This is a genomic window from Streptomyces sp. NPDC042002 (assembly GCF_055588305.1).
This window is the reverse complement of sequence record NZ_JBVJCT010000002.1, coordinates 493943-516199: the sequence shown is the minus strand read 5'-3', so window position 1 is coordinate 516199 and position 22257 is coordinate 493943. Positions and strand designations below refer to the sequence as shown.

General features: G+C 71.3%; 24 protein-coding genes. 11 read left to right on the top strand and 13 right to left on the bottom strand.

The window, feature by feature from the left end; all coding sequences use genetic code 11:
- Positions 1–84 precede the first annotated feature (84 nt).
- The 6 genes from ACZ6KY_RS05130 to ACZ6KY_RS05105 form a co-directional block, all read right to left on the bottom strand.
- Positions 85–1848: an aminotransferase class I/II-fold pyridoxal phosphate-dependent enzyme gene (locus tag ACZ6KY_RS05130; protein WP_469308916.1), complete on the bottom strand. Its 1764-nt coding sequence runs from the start codon at positions 1846–1848 to the stop codon at positions 85–87.
- Positions 1845–3065 (bottom strand): tRNA lysidine(34) synthetase, encoded by a 1221-nt coding sequence (locus tag ACZ6KY_RS05125; RefSeq protein WP_469308915.1) that lies wholly within the window; start codon positions 3063–3065, stop codon positions 1845–1847. Before ACZ6KY_RS05125 ends, ACZ6KY_RS05130 begins: the two co-directional genes overlap by 4 nt.
- 33 nt (positions 3066–3098) lie before the next feature.
- Positions 3099–4196: an alkaline phosphatase family protein gene (locus ACZ6KY_RS05120; RefSeq protein ID WP_469308914.1), complete on the bottom strand. Its 1098-nt coding sequence runs from the start codon at positions 4194–4196 to the stop codon at positions 3099–3101.
- 50 nt (positions 4197–4246) lie between these two features.
- Positions 4247–4420, bottom strand: coding sequence for a hypothetical protein (locus ACZ6KY_RS05115; RefSeq protein WP_469308913.1), 174 nt, complete (start codon positions 4418–4420; stop codon positions 4247–4249).
- A 263-nt stretch (positions 4421–4683) separates the two neighbouring features.
- Positions 4684–5496: a metallophosphoesterase family protein gene (locus ACZ6KY_RS05110; protein ID WP_469308912.1), complete on the bottom strand. Its 813-nt coding sequence runs from the start codon at positions 5494–5496 to the stop codon at positions 4684–4686.
- A gap of 51 nt (positions 5497–5547) precedes the next feature.
- Positions 5548–6423, bottom strand: a complete 876-nt coding sequence (locus ACZ6KY_RS05105; protein WP_469308911.1) for a hypothetical protein — start codon at positions 6421–6423, stop codon at positions 5548–5550.
- 435 nt (positions 6424–6858) lie between these two features.
- Here ACZ6KY_RS05105 and ACZ6KY_RS05100 point away from each other — a divergent pair, with 435 nt between their 5' ends.
- The 5 genes from ACZ6KY_RS05100 to ACZ6KY_RS05080 are packed head-to-tail and all read left to right on the top strand — an operon-like array spanning position 6859 to position 10890.
- A complete protein-coding gene (locus tag ACZ6KY_RS05100; RefSeq protein WP_469308910.1) occupies positions 6859–8052 on the top strand; it encodes a nucleotidyltransferase family protein in 1194 nt (397 codons plus the stop codon).
- Between the two features lie 58 nt (positions 8053–8110).
- Positions 8111–9115: an ABC transporter ATP-binding protein gene (locus ACZ6KY_RS05095; RefSeq protein WP_469308909.1), complete on the top strand. Its 1005-nt coding sequence runs from the start codon at positions 8111–8113 to the stop codon at positions 9113–9115.
- Entirely contained in the window at positions 9112–9879 is a 768-nt protein-coding gene (locus tag ACZ6KY_RS05090) for an ABC transporter permease (RefSeq protein WP_469308908.1), read from the top strand. The genes ACZ6KY_RS05095 and ACZ6KY_RS05090 overlap by 4 nt, the downstream gene beginning before the upstream one ends.
- A complete protein-coding gene (locus ACZ6KY_RS05085) occupies positions 9876–10694 on the top strand; it encodes an ABC transporter permease (RefSeq protein WP_469308907.1) in 819 nt (272 codons plus the stop codon). Before ACZ6KY_RS05090 ends, ACZ6KY_RS05085 begins: the two co-directional genes overlap by 4 nt.
- Positions 10695–10743: 49 nt before the next feature.
- Positions 10744–10890, top strand: a complete 147-nt coding sequence (locus ACZ6KY_RS05080) for a hypothetical protein (RefSeq protein WP_469308906.1) — start codon at positions 10744–10746, stop codon at positions 10888–10890.
- Positions 10891–11187: 297 nt separating this feature from the next.
- Here ACZ6KY_RS05080 and ACZ6KY_RS05075 read toward each other — a convergent pair whose 3' ends face one another.
- Positions 11188–11676 (bottom strand): hypothetical protein, encoded by a 489-nt coding sequence (locus ACZ6KY_RS05075; protein ID WP_469308905.1) that lies wholly within the window; start codon positions 11674–11676, stop codon positions 11188–11190.
- A gap of 85 nt (positions 11677–11761) precedes the next feature.
- Between ACZ6KY_RS05075 and ACZ6KY_RS05070 the strand changes: the two genes are divergently transcribed.
- The 5 genes from ACZ6KY_RS05070 to ACZ6KY_RS05050 all read left to right on the top strand — a co-directional run bounded on the left by ACZ6KY_RS05070 (position 11762) and on the right by ACZ6KY_RS05050 (position 15515).
- Positions 11762–11923, top strand: coding sequence for a hypothetical protein (locus ACZ6KY_RS05070; protein WP_469308904.1), 162 nt, complete (start codon positions 11762–11764; stop codon positions 11921–11923).
- 5 nt (positions 11924–11928) lie between these two features.
- Positions 11929–12273, top strand: coding sequence for a toxin Doc (locus ACZ6KY_RS05065; RefSeq protein ID WP_469308903.1), 345 nt, complete (start codon positions 11929–11931; stop codon positions 12271–12273).
- Between the two features lie 108 nt (positions 12274–12381).
- Complete coding sequence (locus ACZ6KY_RS05060) at positions 12382–12702, top strand: GYD domain-containing protein (RefSeq protein WP_469308902.1); 321 nt, start codon at positions 12382–12384, stop codon at positions 12700–12702.
- 904 nt (positions 12703–13606) lie between these two features.
- The gene (locus tag ACZ6KY_RS05055; protein WP_469308901.1) at positions 13607–14749 is read left to right on the top strand and encodes an acyltransferase family protein; all 1143 of its coding nucleotides are present in this window, start codon (positions 13607–13609) and stop codon (positions 14747–14749) included.
- Positions 14750–14945: 196 nt separating this feature from the next.
- Positions 14946–15515, top strand: coding sequence for a hypothetical protein (locus ACZ6KY_RS05050; protein WP_469308900.1), 570 nt, complete (start codon positions 14946–14948; stop codon positions 15513–15515).
- Between the two features lie 360 nt (positions 15516–15875).
- Here ACZ6KY_RS05050 and ACZ6KY_RS05045 read toward each other — a convergent pair whose 3' ends face one another.
- The 5 genes from ACZ6KY_RS05045 to ACZ6KY_RS05025 form a co-directional block, all read right to left on the bottom strand.
- On the bottom strand, positions 15876–16391 hold the full coding sequence (locus ACZ6KY_RS05045; protein ID WP_469308899.1) for a GNAT family N-acetyltransferase: 516 nt from the start codon (positions 16389–16391) through the stop codon (positions 15876–15878).
- A 273-nt stretch (positions 16392–16664) separates the two neighbouring features.
- Entirely contained in the window at positions 16665–17441 is a 777-nt protein-coding gene (locus tag ACZ6KY_RS05040; RefSeq protein ID WP_469308898.1) for an ABC transporter permease, read from the bottom strand.
- A complete protein-coding gene (locus ACZ6KY_RS05035) occupies positions 17438–18415 on the bottom strand; it encodes an ATP-binding cassette domain-containing protein (RefSeq protein WP_469308897.1) in 978 nt (325 codons plus the stop codon). The genes ACZ6KY_RS05040 and ACZ6KY_RS05035 overlap by 4 nt, the downstream gene beginning before the upstream one ends.
- A gap of 14 nt (positions 18416–18429) precedes the next feature.
- Positions 18430–19098, bottom strand: a complete 669-nt coding sequence (locus ACZ6KY_RS05030; RefSeq protein ID WP_469308896.1) for a DUF4097 family beta strand repeat-containing protein — start codon at positions 19096–19098, stop codon at positions 18430–18432.
- Positions 19099–19823: 725 nt separating this feature from the next.
- On the bottom strand, positions 19824–20840 hold the full coding sequence (locus ACZ6KY_RS05025; protein WP_469308895.1) for an RNA polymerase subunit sigma-70: 1017 nt from the start codon (positions 20838–20840) through the stop codon (positions 19824–19826).
- A gap of 179 nt (positions 20841–21019) precedes the next feature.
- On the opposite strand from ACZ6KY_RS05025, the gene ACZ6KY_RS05020 reads away from it, so the two are divergent.
- Entirely contained in the window at positions 21020–21604 is a 585-nt protein-coding gene (locus tag ACZ6KY_RS05020) for a dihydrofolate reductase family protein (protein ID WP_469308894.1), read from the top strand.
- Positions 21605–21651: 47 nt separating this feature from the next.
- Here the strand turns inward: ACZ6KY_RS05020 and ACZ6KY_RS05015 are convergent, their stop codons facing one another.
- Entirely contained in the window at positions 21652–22203 is a 552-nt protein-coding gene (locus ACZ6KY_RS05015) for a hypothetical protein (protein ID WP_469308893.1), read from the bottom strand.
- Positions 22204–22257 lie beyond the last annotated feature (54 nt).

The following is a 22257-nucleotide window of genomic DNA, read 5'->3' as shown; positions in this document are numbered from 1 at the left end:
GGTGGGGGAGAGGGGGTTGGGGGGGGGGTTGGGGTTGTGGGACCCTCCCCCCGCCCCCCCGCGGGCCCCGGTTTGGGGCCTGTCTCAGGAACCCCCCCCGCCCACGGCCCCGGTGGCACCGATCTCCTTCACCCGTATCCCGTGCTTGTCCCACACCGCGCTCGCGGCCGGCTCCCCGTCCACCGTCACCCAGGGCAGGCAGTCGGCTCCTTCGGCGACCTTCAGGCCGGCCCGCCGCAGTGTGCCGGCCACGGCCGGCTTCACCTCGGCGATCCTGGCCCGCAGTCCGGCGAAGACATCACCCTGGCCGAGGAGACGCAGGGCGACGGCGAGACCCGTGGCGCCCGCGCCGAGGGGTGGTGCGGTCTCGCGCAGCCGGTGTGTCAACTCGGGTGCGGCGACGGCGAATCCGACGCGCAGTCCGCCGCAGCAGTATCCCTTGGACATGCTGCGCAGCACGATCAGGTTGGGGTGCTCGGCGACTGCCGGGACGCAGCTCGCGTCGGGCCCGGCGTAGACGGCGTACGCCTCGTCGAGGACGACGGTGGTGCCGCATGCGCGGGCGGCCCGGGTGATCTCGTCCAGCCGCGTTCTTGTGTAGAGGTCTCCGGTGATCGTGGGGCGGTCCAGTACGAGGACCGAGGGTGTGTGCCGGTCGAGGTCGGTGATCAGGTCCTCGAACCGGGTCGTGATGGTCCTGGCGCCGAGGCGGGCGGCCCAGCGGGGCAGATCGGGGTGTCCGCCGGCCAGGTGCAGCACCGGTCCGGGTACGGCCAGCGTCGCGCAGGCGTGCAGCAGGCCGGTGGCGCCCGCCCCGGCGGTGACCATGTCGGGCGTGAGTTCCCGCCCGAAGTGGCCGGACAGGACGGGTGCGGCCAGGTGCGCGGCGTAGGGGTCGGTCAGGGGGTAGGCGCGCGCGAGTTCGGTGAGGTGGCCGTCGTCGTAGGCGCTGCGGAAGGCGGCGTCGACCGCGGGCCGTACGAAGTCGATCTCGTCCGGCGACCAGCGCAGGTCCACGGCGGGGGGACGGGTCTGCCGCGCCGGTTCCCATGCCGTGACCGCCCCGGCCCGGTTTCCCGGGTTGCGGGCGATGAACTGGATGTAGCGCGTGGTCGGGGCGGGTTCGCGGCCGACGGTGAAGTCCGCGTCGACGCGTTCGACGGTGAAGCCGGCGCGGGTCAGCAGGTCGCGCAGTTCGGCGGGCTGGTACATGCGGACGTCGTCGTGGATGATCACCGGTTCCGCGTCGCCCCGCCGTATCTCGATCTCGCCGACGCTGCGGCCGCAGGTCACGCGGTAGGTGCGGCGGAAGTCGGCGCGCAGTCCCTCGGTCCTGAAGGTGGCTTGTGGCACGTAGTGTCCGGTGATGGCCAGGATGCTGGAGTGGTCCAGGACCAGCAGTCCGCCCGGGACGAGGACGCGGCGGGCCTCCTGGAGCAGGCGCAGTTGCTGGGCGTCGCTGCCCCAGCCGAACGACTGGACGCAGACGACGGCGTCGAACTCGCCGACAGGCCAGGGCAGTTCGCGCAGCAGGTCGAGTCGTAGCCAGTCGGCGCGGACGCCTGCCGCGGCGGCGCCGGCCGCGGCGCGTTCCAGGGCCCAGGCGCCGGCGTCGACCCCGGTGACACGGAAGTCCCGTGCGGCGAGGGCGACGGCGTGGCGGCCGGTGCCGCAGCCCAGGTCGAGGACGCGGCGGCCGGGGGCCGAGGCGTCGAGGACGGCGGCGAGGTAGTCGGTCTCCGCCCGGGTGCGCTCGGCCGTGTATTCGTGGGCCGCGACGGCCCAGAAGTCCTCCCCGAAGAAGTCGAGGTACCAGGGGGGACCGTCCGGGCGGCGGGCACCGCTCATACGGCGTCCGCCCGCAGTGCCTCCTGCCGGTGCAGGAATCCGCAGACGTCGCACAGGCCCGCGGGGTTGGCCACGCCCTCCTGGAGTACGTACCGTCCGCCGCAGACGCGGCACAGGTCGTCGAGAAGGGGCAGCAGTGTGCGCTGGACGTTCTCGAAGGCGTTGAAGAGGTAGTAGTCGATGCCCGGCCACAGGTCGTAGAGGTGGTCGGCCACGGCGTAGGCGAGGGAGCGTTCGTCGGAGCCGGTGGTGAAGCGGCCGGGTGCTCCCTGCCGGTTGAGGCCGGGGGCGACGAGTTCCAGGTAGAGGGTGAGTTCCTTCTTGGTGATGCGGTACAGCGGGAAGACGTACCGCAGGGAGCCGAGTTCGCGGACGGGGATGCCGCCCATCCGGTAGCCGGTGGTGAACCAGGTGACCATGCTGGCCACCAGGTCGTCGGCGTTGAAGCCGAACGCGACGACGGGCGCGCCCCTGCGTTCGGCTTCCTGTTCGAGCATGCGGCGCAGTACCTGGTGGCCGATGACCATGTTCATGTTGCGGTGTTCTCCGGCAACGACCTTGTTCATGACGTCGACGAAGGGCTCGCGCAGTTTGAACAGTTCGGCCACGTCGTCGGCGGTGACGATCACGTGGTCCACGCCGAGTCCCGCGCAGGCGTCCAGGGCGGTGCGGAAGGTGGCGGGCTCGTCCCAGTCGGGCAGTCCGGTGATGGTCACCGCGGTCATGTCGACGTCGGGCCAGCGGCCGCGGGTGCGTTCGAGGAGTTTGAGGTAGGCGACGCTGTCCCGGCCGCCGGAGAGCCCGATGACGACCCGGTCCCCCGCCCGCATGGTGGCGCCGGCGGCGATGCTCTGGAGGAATGTCTCCTCGACGTATGTCACGAAGGTCTGCGCGGTGAACTGCTCGGTGCGCCGCTCCAGGGTGCCGCCGTGGTCGAAGAGGACGGACTTGGTGTAGACGGGGTCGGGGGCGGCGTAGACGTGCTCCTTGGGCCGGCGCAGCACGTCGAGGTCGTAGTGGCGTACCTGGCGGACCTCGATGATGTCGTCGGTTCCGATGACGGCCGTCGCCTCGGGGATCACCTGCCCGTCGCGGTGGGCGAGTACGGCGTTGGCGGGGATGCCGTGGAGGCGCAGCACGTCCAGGAGGCGCTGTCCCGGTGTCGCGTGCAGGGTCTGCGAACCACCGGTCTTGTTGCGGAACACGACCGTGCTCACGGGTTCTCCTATCGTGTCGTGACGTTCCGGGGATCAGGGCAGGACGAGGTCGGGTGCGGGGGTGGGGTCGGGTGCGGGGTTCCAGAGGGCCAGCGGTACGAGCGTCTCGCCGTCGCTGACGGATCCGTGTTCCCAGGCCACGGTGGGGTCGGGTACAGGGAAGCGCGGGGAGGCGGCCAGGGCGATCACCTCGCCGATGCGGTCGCGGACGACGGGTGTCGCGGACAGGAGTCCGCGGGCGTGCAGGTCGTCGGGGGTGAGGACGAGGGCGTGGGCGCCGAGCGTGTCGCGCAGCGCGTTCGCCACGCTCTCCTCGCGCCCGGGCAGCGGGTAGAGCCAGCGGACTCGGCCTGCGCCGCCGCCGGGCATGCGGCAGTTGGCGGGGGCGTCGAGGTGTGCCCAGGCGTCGGCGAGGGCCGTATCCGGGGTCACCTGCACCTGGCCGTGGTCGGCGTGGGCGAGGACGCTCCAGCCGGCGTCGGCCCAGCGGGCGGCCGCCGTGTCGAGCAGCAGCAGTGCCTCGCGCAGCCGGGTGTCGTAGCCGGCCCGGTGGATGTGATCGTCGAGGTTCACGTAGGCCCACACCAGGAGCGGGGCGTGGAAGGGGTGCGCGAGGACGGTCCCGACCTCGCGGACGGTCCGCTCGGCGACGGTCACCGGGTCGGTGGTGAGGGTGGCGGCGGCAGCGGGTGACGGCACGATCCGGGCGCCGTGCAGCAGGGCGCCCGCCCACTCGCCGGTCAGCCGTTCCAGTTCCGCGCCGATCGCGAGGGCGGCCCGGCCGGACTCGGTCGCGCGGTCGAAGAGGGTCGGTCCGGCGTGCAGCAGGGCGTTCCCGGGCGGGCGGTGGGGGCCGAAGGCGTACGTGTCGCCGGTGACGAGGTGGGTGACGCAGTCGGCGCCGGGTGCCCGGTAGACCATGCCTACGGCGCCGTGGACAGCGGGGTCGGTGCCGGTGACCGCGGTGAGCCAGGCGGTCGTCGACGTACTGGGGAAGGTGGAGCGCAGTGGCCGGACCCGGGCGTGGGCGAACGCGGGCTCGGCCGCTTCGAGCGACAGGCCGTCGACGGCCAGGACGCACAGTCCCCGGGAGGCGGCGCGCAGGTGTCCCGCGACGATGTCGGTGACCACGCGCAGGTCGGCGGACGCTGTCGGCTGTCCGCCGACACGCGACGCTGTGCTCAGAAGTTCGGCACGCAGTCGGTGCAGGTGGTGCGGAACTTGACGATGTGTACGGCCTGCCGGTCCGTGATCATGCGTTCGACCAGGCGAGGCAGCAGCATCACGGGCGCCGGGGTCGACGTGGGGGTGACGTCGGTGGGGAATTTCGCGGTGGGAAGCGGAGCTGTTCGCATGGATTCCTCCTGCCGGGAACGGTGCCAGAGAAACGTGCCAAACAACTTTCATTTTCTGCGTGAACAGGTCAACACATGGTGAGCCGGCATGTCAACGACATGCCGGAAGCAAACCATCAACTCTTCTTGCTTTTCCCGTATTTGACGGAACGGTGAATTCCGTCGACCGTACGGTCCCGGTTGCGGACCGCGATCATTTCGCGGTCCCGTGGACGATCAATACACCGTTTCCGCGCACGATCGGCAGGTGATGGCGGCGCAGGTCAATTCACGAAGATCCGGGTTTCGGCCTCCACGACGATCTGTTCCGGATCGGGCGCGTTCGACAGGGTGTCCGCGTAGCGCTCCGCGTCCGGGTCGGCGGCGCGGCGGGCGCGCGCGACGGCGTCCGCGACGTCGTAGCGGGTGGTCCTGAGCCGGACACCGGGGCCCAGCAGCGCCCAGTACGCGGTGCCCGGTTCGCCCGTGTGGTACGGCAGTCCGACGCTGCCCGGGTTCACGCTGCGCAGGCCCGCCACGGCGCGGTCGAACTGGAGGTGCGCGTGTCCGGTGACCAGGACCCGCGCGTCGATGGCCGCGGACAGCTCCGCGAACCGTTCGGGCGGTGTCCCCGGGGTGACCAGTTCGTGGTCGCTGCGCGGCGAACCGTGGCAGAAGTGCACCGGTCCCAGCCCGTCGATCTCGACGACGGCTCCGAAGGGGAGGCGGCCGAGGAAGGCGATCGCCTCGGGCGAGTGCTGTGCGGCGATCCATGCCTGGCGCGGGGTGTCGGCGGCCCGGGCGGCCGTGCCGATCTGGGCGGCGTAGCGGTCGGCGTTGCCGCGTACGCACAGGGCGCGCCCGCCCAGCGCGACGATGCGTTCGTACGTCTCCTGCGGCTGCGGTCCCCAGGTCAGATCGCCGCACAGGACGACGAGGTCGGCCGCGGCGACGTCCGGTTCGGCGAGCACCGCGTCGAGGGCGGGGATGTTGGCGTGCACGTCGGAGAGCACGGCGACCCGGGCGACGGGCCCGTACCGGCGGGGCGGTCCCTCCCCGTTCGCCGGACCGTGCATTTCGACGTCGTCGTCGGGCATGGGTGCCTTCCTCCTGGTGGCCGGGGCTTTCCCGGGCGGGGTCAGGTGCGTTCAGCGGTCCGCCGCGGCGGCGGCCGGGGGGCCTGCCGCGGCAGGAGGGGGCCCGGCGGGGCGGACCGCGCGGGGGTGGGTGAGGCGCTTGCCGGGCGGCGGGCCTATCAGCGGCCGGCCCTCGGAGGGCAGGCCCTCCACCAGTTCCGCGGCGATCACGATACGGTCCCACAGCGGAAGCCCGTCGCCGCCCGCGGCCAGTTCCTCCACCCGCGCCAGCAGCGAGCCGGGGTGGGCCTGGCGGCGCGAGATGCCCCCCGAGGGTGCGGGCCGGGTGAGGCGGTGGGCCGGATGGGCGGCGTACAACTCGCCCGCCATGGCGGCCGGTTCGGCGGCGCCGTGCGGGCCCGCGTCGGCGGCCAGCAGGGACAGCGCCTCCTTTCGCCGTCCGGGCAGCAGGACGCCCACCTCGCGGATCAGGTCGGAGGGATCGTCGGGCGTGTGCAGGAAGTTGAGGCACATCAGCTCGCATCCGAGCGCCCCGCGCAGTGAACCGCCCTGTGCCGAACGGTTCTTGGACGACCCCTTCAGCCCGGCGAGGCGTTCCGTCGCGGTCGTCCCCGTACGGTCGGGGGCCCGGGTGTCGCGGAGCGCGACGAAGAGGCAGGGCGGGCCGGACTCGAGAATCATGTCCACGGCCCGGATGACCGCCAGCGGCGCCGCGTTGATCTGGTAGCGCCACAGCTCCCGGCACACCCGCGCGTCGACCCCTACGGTCAGGGCGCCGAGGGGCTCGAAGCCGTGCCCCGCCAGGAAGGCGAGCGCGGGTTCGACGCGCCGCCCGACCACGGCGTCCGGCTTGAACATCACGAAGGTCGACCGCAGCAGTGCCCGGTCGGCCTTTTCCGTCTCCCAGCCGTCGAGCAATGCCGCCATTTCCCGGAAATAGACGTCGTCGGGATAGGTGCGGCGCCTTACCGGATCATGAGTCCGGGGAGCTCTCAACCACTCGTGGACCGTCATGCTCCTCCGGCGTTCCGCTCGTCCGCCGGGCCCGGGACAGCACCCGTGCGGCACACCACGTCATCTGTATGCGAAACACGTCGCATCGTTGTCATGAACCATTAAAGGGCAATACGCTGAGGCTACTTTCCATGACCGACCACATCAAGGAGGGTCCCGTGAGCGTCGCCTTCAAGCAGGTCAAGGTCCGCCCGAAGCCGGGCAGGTAATCGTCCGCCGGATGCGATCGGGATCCGGATCCGGGCCTGTTCGCCCTCCAGCGGTCCTGATCGCGTTCTTCTTCGGCCACCACGGAGTCCCCCGGCCCGCGGGCTCCGTCCACCTTCGTGCACCGGGGCGGAGCCGGCGTTGACTGATGCACCGACCGAAACGGCGACGGGCGTCGAGGTGTCGGCCGCGACCGTCCTCGCCCTGCTCGGCGCCGGGCCCGGGATGTCGCGGGAGGCCGTCGTGCGAACCGCCCGCGACAGCCGCCACAAACTCGCCGCGACGCTGCTGAGCCTGTGGGCCCGGGACGGCCTGGCCCTCACCGGCGCGGAGGCGGCGGAACTGCGCCTGCACCGGGAGCGCATCGACCACTACCGCCGGATCTGGCCGCGGTTGCAGACGGCGGCGCCCGGTGTCCGCCTGCTCAAGGGCATGACGATCGCCGGCCTCTACCCGCCCGGGGTGCTCCGAGCGGCCGGGGATCTCGACGTCGTCTGCCCCGGCCACGCGGACCTGTGGAACTGCGCCCGCCATCTGGCCGCGAACGGCTGGGACCTGGCGGCCTTCACCGTGAGCCCCGCCAGGACCGGCGACCGTGTGCCCCTGCACCTGGGAGCCGAGTTCCGCAGCCCGGCCCCCGGACCGTCCCCCGACCCCTACGCCGTCGGCCTGTTCACCGCGGAGATCGTGACCGAGGTCCGCGCCCCGGCGTGGCAGCTGACCCGTCCCTCCCGCTCCCCCCTGGCCGCCTGTGCGGTCGCCCTGGTGGCGGAGCGCTGGGAACGCCCCTTCCGCACCCGTGACCTGCTGGACCTGGCGCTGCTGCTCCAGCACCTCGACACCACCGGTGTACGGCAGTTGCGCGCCGACCTCGCCAGGACCGGTCTATGGCCGGAGTGGCGGGAGGCCCTGCGTGCCATGGCCCGGCTGGGCTGGCGCCCCGCCGTGACACTGCCGCACACCCGGACCGCCGCGGTACGCGCCCGGCTGCTGCGCGCGGCCCGTACGACGGCACGCTGGAGCAGCCCGGTCCGGGCGCCCGCGCTGCTCGCCCAGTCGGGCGTCGAGGGCGAGGGCGGCCGTCTCGCGGACCTCGCCTCCGACCTCGCCCACCGCGGCATCGGCGCCCGGCGGCTGCTCGACGCGGGGCTGCCGCTGTTCGGCGTACCCCTGGAAGGCGAGCCGGCCGACCGGCTGCGCCTGGACGACGTCGGGCGTCATCTCGTCGCGCGGACCCCGCTGGGCTCGTTCCTGCTGGTGACCGGCGCCGCCCGGCGGGAGTGGCTCGAGGAGGCGACCGACGGCGGCCGGGCGGCCGCACCGTCCGGCACATGAAGCTCCTGCGCCACCCGGCAGACAAAAGCCCGACGACCCGCACGGGAACGGGAGCACCATGACGGACAGCGAAAACGGTACGGGCGGCGCCGCCCGTCCGGGCCGCGGTGAACCGGCCGTCGAGACACACGGGCTGCGGCGGGAGTACCGCACGCGGCGCGGCCCGGCGGTCGTCGCGCTCGACGACGTCTCGGTCACCGTGGAGCAGGGCGAGGTGCACGGGCTGCTCGGTCCGAACGGCGCGGGCAAGAGCACCCTGATGAAGATCCTCTCCACGGTGCTGCTGCCGACCTCGGGAAGCGGCCGGGTGCTCGGCCACGACCTGGCGACCGAACACCGGCGGATCCGCCCCCTGCTCGGCATCGTCTTCGGCGGCGAGCGCGGCCTCTACCCCCGCCTGACAGCACGTCAGAACCTGCGCTACTGGGCCGCCTTGTACGGTCTGACGACCCGCGACGCAGCCGCCCGCACCGACGCGCTGCTCGACGAACTCGGGCTCGCCGAGCGCGCCGACGACCGGGTGGAGACCTTCTCCGTGGGCATGCGCCAGCGTCTCCACCTCGCCCGCGGCATCATCGGCGACCCCCGCGTCCTGCTGCTCGACGAGCCGACCAACGGCCTGGACCCGCTGGCCGCACGGCAGTTGCGCCAACTGATCCTGCAACTGGCGGGCGAGGGCCGCACCGTCCTGCTCGCCACGCACGACCTGGCCGAGGCGGAAGTGCTCTGCGACCGCGTCACCATGATCAACCACGGGCGGGTGGTCGCCGCGGAGGCACCCAGAACGCTCGCCCGGCTCGTCCCGCACCAGGAACGCGTCCGTATCCGGGCCGAGCAGCCCCTGCTCGACCTGGTGCGCGCGCTCCCGGGGATCCTCGGCGCACAGCCCGCCGACGACGGGACCACGGTCGTGACGGTGGCGAGCAAGGAAGCCGTGGGCCGCGTGCTCGCCTTCGTCGTCGAGCGGGGCGTCACCGAGGTCCGCACCGAACTGCCCGGCCTCGAAGAGGTCTACCTCCAGCTCGTGCACCGCAACGAGACGCGCAGCGTGGTGAACCGGTGAGCCTGCTCGCGGCCGCCGGCCGGTTCCAGGGCCGCCTGGTGCTGACCCACCGCGACTACCTCATCGACCTGGTGCGCACCCCGCTGCTCGCCGCTGTCTTCCTGCTCCTGATCCGGCACAACGGGCGTCCCGACCTCCTCGCCAACGGTCTCATCGCCCCCGTACTGATGGGGGTGTGGAGCATGGCCATGCTGATCTCCGGGGAGGTCGTGGACAACGACCGCTGGCTCGGCACGCTGGAGCTGCAGATCGCCGCGCCGGCCGACTTCGCCCGGGTGGTCCTCAGCCGGGTCTGGGTGACCACCGCGATCAGCCTGCTGACGGTGCTGGAGGTCGCCGCCGTCGCGATCCTCGGCTTCGGCACCGTTCCCGATGTGCCGCATCCCGGCGTGTTCGCCGTGGGGCTCCTGGCCACCGCCGTCGCCACCGCGGGCGCCGCCACGTTGATGGCCGCCCTGTTCGTCGCGACCCGCACGGCCCGCACCTTCCAGAACTCCCTGAGCTACCCCGTCCTGCTGCTCGGCGGGGTGTTCACCCCCCTCGGCCGGCTGCCGCAGTGGACCCACCCCATCGGCCGCCTCATCTATCTCTCCTGGAGCTCCGACCTGCTGCGCGACGCGCTCGCCCCGGCGGCGGTCACCTCCGTCCCGGGGCGCACCGGCGCCGTCCTCGGCCTCGGCCTCCTCACCGGGGCCGGCGGACGGCTCCTGCTCGGCAGGGTCGTACGGATGGTGCGCGAGAACGGGACGGTGGGACTGCGGTGAGCCGCACGGCGGACGACACGCGCACGGGACGCCGCACCCGGGTGCTGGGCTGGGCGGCACGCGCCGGGGCAGCCGACTACGGCACGGTGTTCACCTGGAAGACCTGGCTGCTCGGCTGGTTCGTCCGCATGCTCGCCCAGGTGCTGTTCTTCGCCACCATCGGCAACCTGCTCGGGCCGGGCCAGGCCCGCTATCTCCTGGTCGGCAACGCGGTGGCACTCGTCGCGCTGCACGGCGTGTCCGCGACCGCCTCCACCACCTGGGAACTGCAGAACGGCACCTTGCCCCTGCTGGTCGCCTCGCCCAGCAGTCCCGCGCTCGTCCTGGTCGGGCGGAGCCTGTTCTGGCTGCCGGACGGGGTGGCCTGCGGGCTGGGCGCCGTCCTCATCCTCGGTCCGGTGGCCGGCCTGCCCCTGACGGTCGCGTCGGTCGCCCTGCTCACCACCCTGCTGGTCCTCGTCGCGGTGACGAGCTACTGCCTCGGCCTCTTCCTCGGATCCCTGGTGCTGACCGCCGTCGACCTGCGCAACGTCGTGTCCAACGCGGCGTTCACGGTCATGCTGATCGTCTGCGGACCGGAAGTGCCCTCGCACGCCGTCGGCCCCGTCCTCGCCGGGTTCGGCCACGTGCTGCCCCTCACCCACGGATTGCTGGCCATCCGCGAGGTACTGGCGGGCCAGGCGGGCGCGCACACGGCCGGACTGGCCGGATGGGAGACGCTGATCGGCGCGTGCTGGCTGGCCGCGGCCCTCGCCGTACTGGGTCTGCGGGCCCGCAGAAGCAGGCGCGACGGAGCGGCCCTTTTCCTGAGCTGATCCTTGGCCTGATCCTCCGGGCGGGCAGGCGTGCCCGGTCGATGGGTCCGTGAAGGAATCGGTCGGCGGGGCGATGCCGCCGGCCGCGTCGGACGAGCAGCTCGTCGCGATGCCGGTTGACCGGGCCCGGAGCGAGGACCTGCGACCGGCCGGTGGGAGCGGGCTGTCGCAGATGCCGGCCAAGCAAGTGCCGTAGTCCGCCCTGGAGGGCGAGACCACCGACCACCCCGGCCGCGAGTAACACGATCCGGCAGGGAGGACCAACGGCAACAGCCGCAACGGGACGCGGCCCAAGGCCGCGTCACTCCCCCACCGGACGGTGCACACGATGGCGTGCACTCCCTTTCCGGGGTGCACATCCCGTACCCGCATCCGGCTCGAGTCGACCCACCCCCGCGCGACGCGGTGCGGCACTGCGCGGCGCGATTTGCACGTACGCACGGCACGAGTCGCACGTACGCGCTCAGGGAGTACGTTCCCCCGGCACGACAGGTCAATGACCGCTGCGGCTGTCGTAGACCGCGAGGGACAGTGCTTTCACCGCGGTGCGAGCGCGCTGTTTGTCCAGGCCCTCGTCGATGATCTCCAGCGCGCCGGCTGCCGAGATCCGAACGGCGCGGGGAAGACCCTCGTAGGCGGCGAGCCGATACGCCACGGTCCGGCGGGCCCTCTGTTCCCTGTCGCTCACCCCGCCGGGGACGACCGGAAAGACCGCGGCCTCGTACAGCGCGATACCCATGACGACCACGTCCGCGATGCCTTCCAAGGCCCCGCCGGTGCGGACGTCCGGGAGGGGATCCATCTCCATCCGGCTGTGGAAGAAGCCCCCGAGCCCGACGCCCACGGCCGTCGTGCCCGCTCCCACCGCAGCTCCCGTCCAACTGCCGAAAACGAAGCCGAAACAGGCCCCGCCGGCCACCACGCACACCACCATCATCATGGTGAGCAACACGTGTATGCGGGTGCCGGGCGAGACCTTCATGACGAGCAGTATGCAGACGCTCCCCGGCCACGCGGCAGGGGCCCCGGGACCAGCAGATATCACGCCGTTGAAAAAGCAACCGTCGGTGAGGGCATCCACCGCCGGCGCGATCACCCAGCACCGGGCGCTCAAGGAGGGTGCGGCAGTTTTCCAGCGCGTCTTCAACGATCCTGCGCTGGCCGAGGCCATCGCCTCCGCAGGCATCGATGACGGCCCCGTCACCCGCGCGACGGGCAAGGCCGCCTGAACCCGATGGCACCCGTCGTGCACATTGACGTGCGCCGGCTCCTGCAGCAGCACGAACCGGCACTCCCCGACCAGCCTCATGTCAGCGACTTCTCCGCGCTCGTCGCAGCGGTGGCACGGCACCGTGTGGACCCGCCCCGCCTCGGCGCCGACCCCGATGCGTCCTGGCGCGCGGCCGCGCTCCTGCACACTCTGCTCCTGCTGCGAACGCTTCCCTCACTCGACGTCCGCTTCGCATGCGCCGTCACCATCGCCTGCGTGCACGCCAGCGGCGAAGGACTCGACACCCCCTACGGGGAACTCGCCGAGCTCTGCCAGGTCCTCGTCACCGGACGACCGGACGACCGGTGACCGGCGGTCCGCCGCTGTCCGGGTGAATCCGGTGATGGTGAGTGGCAGTCGGCGAGCCTGCGGGAAGACCCTTGCGGACCGGACAAGCGATGGGCAGGGAGCGTCCCGATGCCGAAGTTCCTCATCCAGGCCACCTACACGCCCGAAGGCACCAAGGGGCTGATCGAGGAGGGCGCGAGTGGCCGCCGCGCCGCCGTCGAGCAGGTCGTCACCGGCCTCGGCGGCACGGTCGAGACCATGTACTTCGCCTTCGGTGAGGACGACATCGTCCTCATCGTCGACTTCCCCGACCCGGTCTCCATGGCCGCCGCCAGCCTCACCGTCAAGGCCAGCGGCGCCCTTCGCACCCGGGCCACCCCGCTCCTCACCCTCGACGAGGTGGACGAGGCCGCCCGCCGGCAGGTCGCCTTCCGCGCCCCTGGCGCGTAGCGGGCAAAGAGACGGCCCGCAGGTTCACGGTGTTCATCGCGCGGGACCGGTTCCGGACGTCGAGTCACCGGACTCGGCGACGGTACGAACCAGGGCGCCGTACAGGTCCGCGACGAAAGCCGGAAGCCGGTCGCCGCGAGCGTGAGCCAGGGCACCGTCAACGGCCGGACCACCACCGTACGGATCGACGGCACCGCCACCGCGTACTGGACCTCGCGGTACGGCGGCACCGACATCACCGGGGCATCGGCCTGCGCGTGGGCATCAACCACGCCGGCGCCGCCTGGCCCCGCTTCTCGGCCCTGGCCGTCAGGCACGCTCCCTGACACCTTCCCCCGCACACGACGTCGGCCGGCAGAGCGTCTTGAGTGCCGGCCGGCCCGCGGCTGCGCCGTGTAGGGGCTGAACGGCGCCCGGTTTCCGGGCGTTCGGCGTCGTACCCACCGCGATCGAGGCCACGGGGCGGAGCGGCGGATCCCAGGGCCGGGCTCTGTGCCGGAGACGTTCGGCCGCAAGCCCAGCGAGCACGAGCGGCGCGACGAGAAGCACGCCGCACTCCGTGTTGCCCGTCCGGGCGCGGCGGCGCCGACACGGCCAAGGGCGGCCGGCAGCCCGACGCCTGTGTCCGCCTCGGAAGTCGTGTGCCTGGTCTTGAACCTCCCGGCCAGGTGCAACGTACTAGTCGCCGTGGGGGTCCTGTGCCTCCTGGAGCGCAACCATGTGATGTCGAGGTCGGTGCCCGCGCGCCTGCCTCAGACCGCGTCGTGAACGGATCGCGTGCTGCGAACACGGCGTCGAGGGAAAGGGACGAACGATCTCATCAGGACCGGGCCACCTGGTTGGCGGCGACCTCCGCCTACCCGTCCCCACCCCGCCGAGGAACGAGGCGTCCGGCCGGACCCATGTGCTCGGCCTCGACGGGCTCCGCGGTCTGGCCGCACTGTATGTAGTCCTGTTCCACTGCTGGCTGCTGACCTTCCCGGGATTTCCTCACAACTCGGGTCCCTCCTGGCTGGGCTGGCTGATGTACGGGCGTCTCGCTGTCGTCTTCTTCCTGGTGCTCTCCGGTTTCTCCCTGGCTCTCTCCGCAGCCCGCAACGGTTGGCAGTCGGGCGGTGTTACAGGGTTCCTTCGCCGGCGCGCCTGGCGAATCCTGCCTCCCTACTGGGCGGCACTCGCATTCAGCTTGACGGTTGCCTGGCTTGTGGTCCCCGCCTCGCATTTCGGACCGCCGAGCGGCAAATCGATTCTGGTGTACGGCCTCGTGGTCCAGGACATGTTCACAGCCCCGACGCCGAATGGCGCGTTCTGGTCGATCGGTGTGGAGGCAGAGCTCTATCTCGCCTTTCCGCTCCTCCTGCTGATCCGGCGGAAGCTGGGGGCAGTGGCTCTGGTCGCGGGTGTGACACTCCTGGTCGTCGCGCGCGGCCTGGCGGCGGACAACGCCACTCCGGTTGAAGGCATGAACTGGCTCACCCCGAACCTTGCCCCGGTATTCGTCGCCGGCCTGATCGGCGCCGGAGTCATCGTCGCGCCGGAAAACGTCCGGCGCCTGCCCTGGCACTGGCTTGCCGCCCTGGCGGCCATGCCGGTCCTGTCACTCGTCCTTCTCAAAGGGCCGGTCTGGACGGTGACCAACTATTTCTGGGTCGACCTTGCCGTCGTCCCCGCCATGGCCATGCTCCTCGCGGCAGTCGCCACCGGGAAGCCCTCCCTTCTCATGCGTCTCCTGGCCACGCGCCCCATTCGCCGCCTCGGCAACTTCTCGTACAGTCTCTACCTTGTTCATTTGCCGATCGTCATGGTTCTCGCCCGGAAGATCGCGCCGCAGTACGTATCCGCCGGGCTGCCCACGTTCTGGTTCACGCTCATCCTGGGGCTGCCCACTTCGGTGCTGGGGGCGTGGGTGTTCGCTGAGCTCTTCGAGATGCCCTTCAAACGGAACCGGTCCTGGAAGTCCCTCCTCTCGGCAGGGCGTTCACGCTGGAACGGCATGCTTCCGAGTCTTCGCCAACCGCTTCGCGGCGAGCGGCCGGAGGAGAACTGAGGGTGGCTCGCAGGGCCGTGCGTACGGTCTGAGCAGCGGGTGCCATGCCGTGCGGCACGGCTGGAACGCGGTGTGCACCGCGGACACGGCTGATGGTCAAGGCTGCGTCATGTGACATCAGCGGCTGAGAGGCCGGGAGTTGTCCGACGTACTGAGGGAGTAAGTGGATGGCGACTCAGGAAAGAAGGACAACTCCGTGATCCGGCAACGCATCGTCCTCGCATCGGCGGCAGGGCTCGCCTCCGCTCTCCTTCTGACGGCGTGCAGCTCTGCGAACAGTGCCTCCAGCGCGGGCCCCGGCAGCAGCGCCCCGGTCGCCGGGGCCGCATCGGACCCCGCGGCCTCCGCGCCGGCCACCTCCCCTGCCACCGGTAGCGGCATCCCCGGGAGCGGACAGTCGGCCACGGCTACGCTGCTGACGGTCAGGGTGCTGAAGGGTACGGGCAGCGTCGTCGCCGACGGCAAGGGAATGACTCTCTACCGCTACGACAAGGACCGGCCGAATCCGTCCAAGTGGACGTGCGCCGGTCAGTGCACGAAGACGTGGATACCGGTCATTGTGCGGGATGCCGTACAGACCAGGGGTGTTGAGAAGAGCCTTCTCGGCACGGTCCACCGCGACGGCATGACACAACTCACGCTGGGCGGCTGGCCACTGTACCGGTACGTGGGCGACACCGAGGCCGGGCAGATGAACGGCCAGGGCAAGGACGGGCAGTGGTACGCCGTCACCCCGTCCGGCCGGAAATCCGCCCTGTCCGGCTGAGCCACGCTTCGTCCCCACCCCTTGTGAGGCGGCGAGTGCCGACCTGCGCGGGCTAATCCGGAGAACGGGGGCGCTCCAGGCCGGCTCCGATCCGTGATCACACCCCCATGCGTGATCATTCATCCTGTCTGCCGGGCTCGCGCATGGCCGGCGTGGCGCGTCGAGGCCGCGGTCGGCTTGCGTCAATCCTCGCCCTCGACTCGTGCAGGGGCCCGCACGCTGGAGACGGCTTCTCCACCCGAGCCGGAACCGGAACCCCCGGGCGCCGGTCGGACGAGCCGGCGTTGTCTGCGAGAGACGGTACAGAGGCCGGGAGTTGACCGGGCGCACCGATCCTGGCGCGCGACGGCGGCCGACGGACTAGAGATGGTCGAAGGGCTCGGCGTAGGCGAAGGTGCCGCGCAGGGTCGGCTCGTACGCCGAGAGGGGGCGTACCTGGAGGTGGTCGCCGTAGTTCAGGTCCGGTGCGGTGATGCCGTACCGGGTGCTGGGGTGGAAGCCGTAGCGGCCGTAGTACGCGGGGCTGCCGAGCAGGGCGACGAGCGGTTCCCCGAGTGCGTCCGCCGCGCCGAGCACGGTGTGGACGAGTGCCAGTCCGACGCCGCGGCGCTGGTGGCCGGGGTGCACGCTGAGCGGGCCGAGTCCCAGGACCGGGGCGGTGCCGATGTGCCCCCGGGTGCAGATGACATGCCCGATGGCCTCGTCCTGGTCGTTCACCGCCACGAGCGACAGTTCGGGCAGCCAACCCTCGCAGGTGCGCAGTTCGTCCAGCAGGGTGGCCTCGACGGGGACCGGGATCCCTGGTTTGGCGAACGCGGCCGCGGTGAGGGCGAATACGGCTGGGATGTCGGCGGGCGTCTCGCGTCGGATCAGCACCGGGACAGTCTGGGTGCCGAAGCGGCCTGGGCGCAAAGGGATTCGGGTCCGCCGAACCGCACGGCACGGCCCCGGTCCCGGGACGCGGCTACGGGGTGGTGGAGATCTTCGGCTCCGCGAGCGTCGTCGGGTTCCCGGGCGCGCCGCCGGGTGGGGTCGTCGGGCCGGCGGGCGGTGGAGAAGGCCGGCAGGGCGGCGTACTCCGACGGGGTGCCGGGGTGCGCCGCCCTGGGGTGGGACGGGTTCGCGGGTGGGGCCGCGTTGTCATGTCGGCTAGGCGGGGTCGCGGTCGAACTGGGCCTTGGACCAGCGGTAGCCGAGGAGGCTCAGGCCCAGGCACCAGGCGAGGGCGATCCACCAGTTGTTGCCGATCTCGGTGCCCAGGAGGAGTCCGCGCAGGGTTTCGATGGCGGGGGTGAAGGGCTGGTACTGGGCGATCGGCTGGAACCAGCCGGGCATGGAGTGCAGGGGGACGAAGGCGCTGGAGATGAGGGGCAGGAGGATCAGCGGCATGGCGTTGTTGCTGGCCGCCTCGGCGTTGGGGCTGCCCAGGCCCATGCCGACCGCGATCCAGGTGAACGCCAGGGCGAAGAGCGCGAGCAGTCCGAGTGCCGCCAGCCATTCCACCACCGTGGCGTCCGTGGAGCGAAAGCCCATGGCGACGCCGACGGCGCCGACGAGGACGACGCTGATGACGGCCTGCAGCACGCTGCCGACGACGTGTCCGAACAGGACGGAGCCGCGATGGATGGCCATGGTGCGGAAGCGGGCGATGATGCCCTCGTTCATGTCGGTGGCGACCGAGACGGCGGTGCCGACGACCGTGGAGCCGATCGTCATCAGCAGGATGCCGGGGACGATGTAGGCGATGTAGGCGGAGCGGCCCGCGCCGCCGCTCATGGTGTCGCCGAAGATGTAGACGAACAGCAGCAGGAGCATCACGGGGGTGAGCAGCAGGTTCAGGGTGAGCGAGGGGTAGCGGCGGGCGTGCAGGAGGTTGCGGCGCAGCATCGTGGACGAGTCGCGTACGGCGAGGGAGAAGGAGCTCATCGCAGGGCCTCCTTGGGCTGGTTGGGCCGGCTCGGCTGGTTCGGTACGGCGTTGCCGGTCAGGGCGAAGAAGACGTCGTCGAGGTCGGGGGTGTGCACGGTGAGTTCGTCGGCCTCGATGCCGGCGGTGTCCAGCCGGTCGAGGATGGCGCGCAGTTCGCGCTGGCTGCCGTCGCTGGGGAGCTGCAGGGCGAGGGCCTCGTCGTCGCGGGATGCCTCGTTCAGCGAGGTGGCGGCCGCCTGGTAGGCGGCCGGGTCGGTGAAGCGGAGCCGCACGTGCCCGCCCGGGATGAGCCGCTTGAGTTCTTCCGCGGTGCCCTCGGCGGCGATCTTGCCGTTGTTGAGGACGGCGATGCGGTCGGCGAGTTCGTCGGCCTCCTCCAGGTACTGGGTGGTGAGGAAGACGGTGGTGCCGCCGGTGACGAGTTCGCGGATGATCTGCCACATGGTGTGGCGGGAGCGGGGGTCGAGGCCGGTGGTGGGTTCGTCGAGGAAGATGATGCGGGGGCTGCCGACGAGGGTCATGGCGATGTCGAGGCGGCGCTTCATGCCGCCGGAGTAGGTGGAGGCGGGCTTCTTGGCGGCTTCGGTGAGGTCGAAGCGCTCAAGGAGTTCGGCGGTGACGCGCTGTCCCCCGGGCTTGGTGAGGTGGTGCAGGTCGGCCATGAGGAGCATGTTCTCCTCGCCGGTGATCAGGCCGTCGACGGCGGAGAACTGGCCGGTGACGCCGATCGCGGCGCGTGCGGCCTGCGCGTCGGTGGCCAGGTCGTGGCCGCCGACGTGGATCTGGCCGGAGCCGGGGTCCGGGGAGATGAGGGTGGAGAGGATCTTGACGGCGGTGGTCTTGCCGGCGCCGTTCGGGCCGAGCAGGGAGAAGACCGTTCCTTCGGGGACGGTCAGGTCGATCCCGTCGAGGACGACCTTGTCTCCGTAGGACTTGCGCAACCCGTGCGCCGCGATGGCCGAGCTGGTCATGGGGGGTGCTCCTTTTAGAGGCTGCGGGCGGTGATGTCGCCGTGGGCGGTGGTCGCGTGGATGGTCAGGCCGGGGGCGGGGTCGGTGTTCTTGAGGGTGTTGCTGATGCGGCCGTAGGTGGTGCCGGCGTCCAGGGCGGCGGAGACTCCGCGAGCGGCGCCGACGGTGATGCTGCCCGTCTGGGTGCTCAGCGTGAGCGTGCCGCGTACGGCTTCGGTGATGTTCAGGTCGCCTTTTTGGGTGCTGATCTCGGCGGGGCCGTTCAGGCGGCCGACGGTGATGTCGGCGTCGAGGCCGGTGAGGCGGGCGCTGTCGGCCTCGTCGAGCTCGACCGAGCGGTGGGCGCCGTCGAGGGTGACGTCGCCGAGGCGTCCCACGCCGCGGAGTTCGGCGGCGGCCGCCTTCGCCTCGACGCGGGAGCCTGCGGGCAGTTGGACGGTCACCTCGACGGATCCGGAGGGGCCGAGGACGCGGTTCTTGGCCTCCGGGGCCTCGATGCGCAGGACGCCGTCGCCGTAGGTGATCCGGATCTGTCCGGCGGCCTTCACGTCGCGGCTCCTGGAGGGGTTGGCGGGCAGGATCTCGACGGTGGTGTCGGTGCGGTCGGCGGCGATGAACTGGATGCGTCCGGCGGGGATGTCGAGGATGGCCGAGACGGGGGCGGGGGTGTCGAACTTCTGCATCGTGCTCTCCTTCTCCGGCATCGCGCGCCCTGTCGGCCCGCTGTTTCCGATGACAGAAACGCTACGTTGCATTCACGGATCCGGCAACGGAGTTGTTGCGCCAAATCGCCATCATTGCAGGTAGTTGCTCGAAATTTGTTGCAATGGATCCACACTTAACGCAACACACCCTCACAAGGTTAGTTGCAATGAATTGAGAGTGAACGCTATAGCCGGCGGAGGCGTCACAGACCGCCGACGCGGACCGTTCCCTGCCGGACGGCACACTCGCCCGGCAGGGAACGCCGGCAGATCGCACTGTGACCGGCCGAAGCCTCCCCTGCACCGGGACCGCCAAACACCTGGACCACCCCGGCCTCGGCCGTCACGCGCGAGGCCGTACGCAACAGCGGCCAACAGCGGCCCCGCCGCCTGCCGGGCCGGTCTCCTCCACCGCGCCGCCGGACACCCGGCCGCCCCAACTCCCGCCCGGTCCAGCACACTTGCGGGCAGAACGTCCGGCGTGGGCGGCGGGCGCCACGACGCCGCACACACCCTGGGAAGCGGTCCCGGAGGGACGCTGAGGCAAGCCGCGGGCGAAGCCGGTGACGCCGGGAAGCCCAACGGTGCGGGCGCCGTCCATCCGGCCCTGCGGCGGAGCGCCGGGCCGGATGGACGGCGGGCATCTGCCCGACGTCCCGCACGAGTTGACGCGCCTTTCCAGCCCGGGGGGGCCGGTGCTCCGGCTACCGGCTCGGGAGTGACCGGGGCAGCCCGAACCAGGGGAGCACGCTGTTGTCGAACCGGGTCATGGCGCAGATCCGGTCGCCGGTGAGCGTGAGGACGTAGAGGCCGACCCCGTGGCTGATGCCGCCGGGGTCACGCAGGTAGGCCCCGAACGCCGGCTGGCCGTTGGCTCGCGACGGAACGAGGTCGAACCTGCGGCCGGCGCCGAAGATGGTGCCGCAGAACCGCGCCACGACGTCCCGGCCCTTGTACTCGAAGGGAATCGGCGGCATCGACACGAAGACGTCGTCGGTCAAAAGGGCCACCAGCGCACCCATGTCGGCCGACTCCCACGCGCGGACGAACTTCGCCACGATCGCGTCCTCGGCGGGCGAGCCGACGGCCGGAGGCGGTTCGTGGCCCGCAGCCGGCACCAGCCGGCGCCGCAGACCGGCACGCGCCCGCTTGAGCGCGCTGTTGACCGATTCGACGGTCGCGTCCAGCATGCCGGCCACCTCGCTCGCCCGGAACCCCAGGACATCGCGCAGGACGAGTACGGCGAGCTGGCGGGGCGGCAGGACCTGAAGTGCGGTCACGAAGGCCAGCGAGACGGATTCGGTCTGCTCGTAGCGGGCCTCCGGGCCGAGCGGCAGGCCGACACCCTCCAGGAGCGCACCGGGAAACGGCTGCAGCCACACGACCTCGCCGAGCCGGGTCGGCTCGGGCCATTCGTCCGCCACGTCCACGTCCACGCCCCACTCCCTGGCCGGGCGCCGGCCGGCCGCGCGGCGCTCGTCGAGGCACCGGTGGGTGGCGATCCGGTACAGCCAGGTGCGCAGCGAGGCGCGTCCCTCGAACCCGCCGAGGCTCTGCCAGGCGGCCAGCAGCGTGTTCTGCAGGGCGTCCTCAGCGTCCTCGAAGGACCCGAGCATGCGATAGCAGTGCACCTGCAGCTCACGAAGGTAGGGCTCGGTCAGCTCCCGGAACGCCTGCCCGTCCCCGGCCCGCGCCCGTTCGATCAGATCGGCTGCCGCCATCCGCACCGCCACCTTCTTCCCGCGTCCCGCCGCAGTCCTGCCGCACTTCCATCCTGTACAGGCGCCGGCCGAGGCACGAACTGGGCGGCCGGCAGGCGCCCGGTTTCCCGGCGCCGCGGCGCCTGTACCTACGCGGCCGACGACACCGCCGGCGCTACGCGAAGGAGGATCGGATCGACATGGGAAAGATCGTGATGAGCGGACCGCAGAACATCTCGCTCGACGGAGTGGTCCAGGACCCGGACGGCAAGGAGGGCTTCGAGCTGGGCGGCTGGTTCGTCCAGTCCGGGGGCAAGGACCTCGAACAGTGGAACAAGGTCGCGCTCAAGGAGGCGCTGCGCGCCGAGGCATGGCTGCTGGGCCGCAGGAGCTACGAGTTCTTCGCGACGCGGTGGCAGCCCCGCAGCGGCGAGCTCGCGGACCGGCTGAACAGCATGCCCAAGTACGTCGTGTCCTCGACCCTCGAAGAACCCGGCTGGAACAACTCGACGGTCCTCAAGGGCGACGTCGTGACCGAGGTTTCGAAGCTGAAGCAGGAACTGGACGGAGAGATCGTCGTCCCCGCCAGCTACCGGCTCGGGCGTACGCTGATCGAGCACGACCTCGTCGACGAGGTCCGGCTGGTCGTCTTCCCGGTCGTGCTCGGGACCGGCGAACGGCTCTTCGGCGAGACCGGCGGCAGGAAGACCATGCGCTTGACCGACACCCGGACCATCGGTGACGGCCTGGCCTTCATCACCTACGAGTTCGTCCCGGACGCCTAGCCAGCACCTGTCCGGATGATTGCGGGCACGAGTTCCGGGGCGGGGATTCAGCGTTGCCAGAGGAACGCGGCCTCGGCGCAGGGACGGCACGTGAAGACGTAACCGCGGCCGCCGCCTCCGAAGTTGGCCGCGGTGGCAAAGTCGCGGCCCTCGGCAAGGGACGCTGAGAACATCATGAGGGCGGCGCAGCAGGAGCAGGCGGGCGTCTCGTCGCCCTGGAGCCACTCCGCTTCGCCGCCCAGTTGCCCCAGTACCGGATCGTCGGCGGGTGTGTCAGCTGGACGGGGACGCAGGGCGGTGACGGCGCCAAGGAGCGTCTCACCCTCGACGGGGACCGTGGCCGGAGCCAGGTCTCCATTGAACAGGAATGCCTGGTTGGCACCGGAGGCGGCATCCCAGTCGTCGCACATGCCGGGGTCGTTCTGGCAGAAGAACACCGCGACCACACCACCCTCGACGGGCACGTGGGCGAGGAACTGCATGGCCCCGCCGCACTCGCCGCATGCGGGCCAGACGAACCCGCCCGGCACGAGTGGGACACCACCGGTGCGGAGTACGGATGCGTCCGGGGCGGCTTCCCCGTCGTAGACCAGCAGCATGGCCGACACCCTGGCTAGGCCAGCCGTTCCTGCCGGCACGCGAGAGGTGAGCAC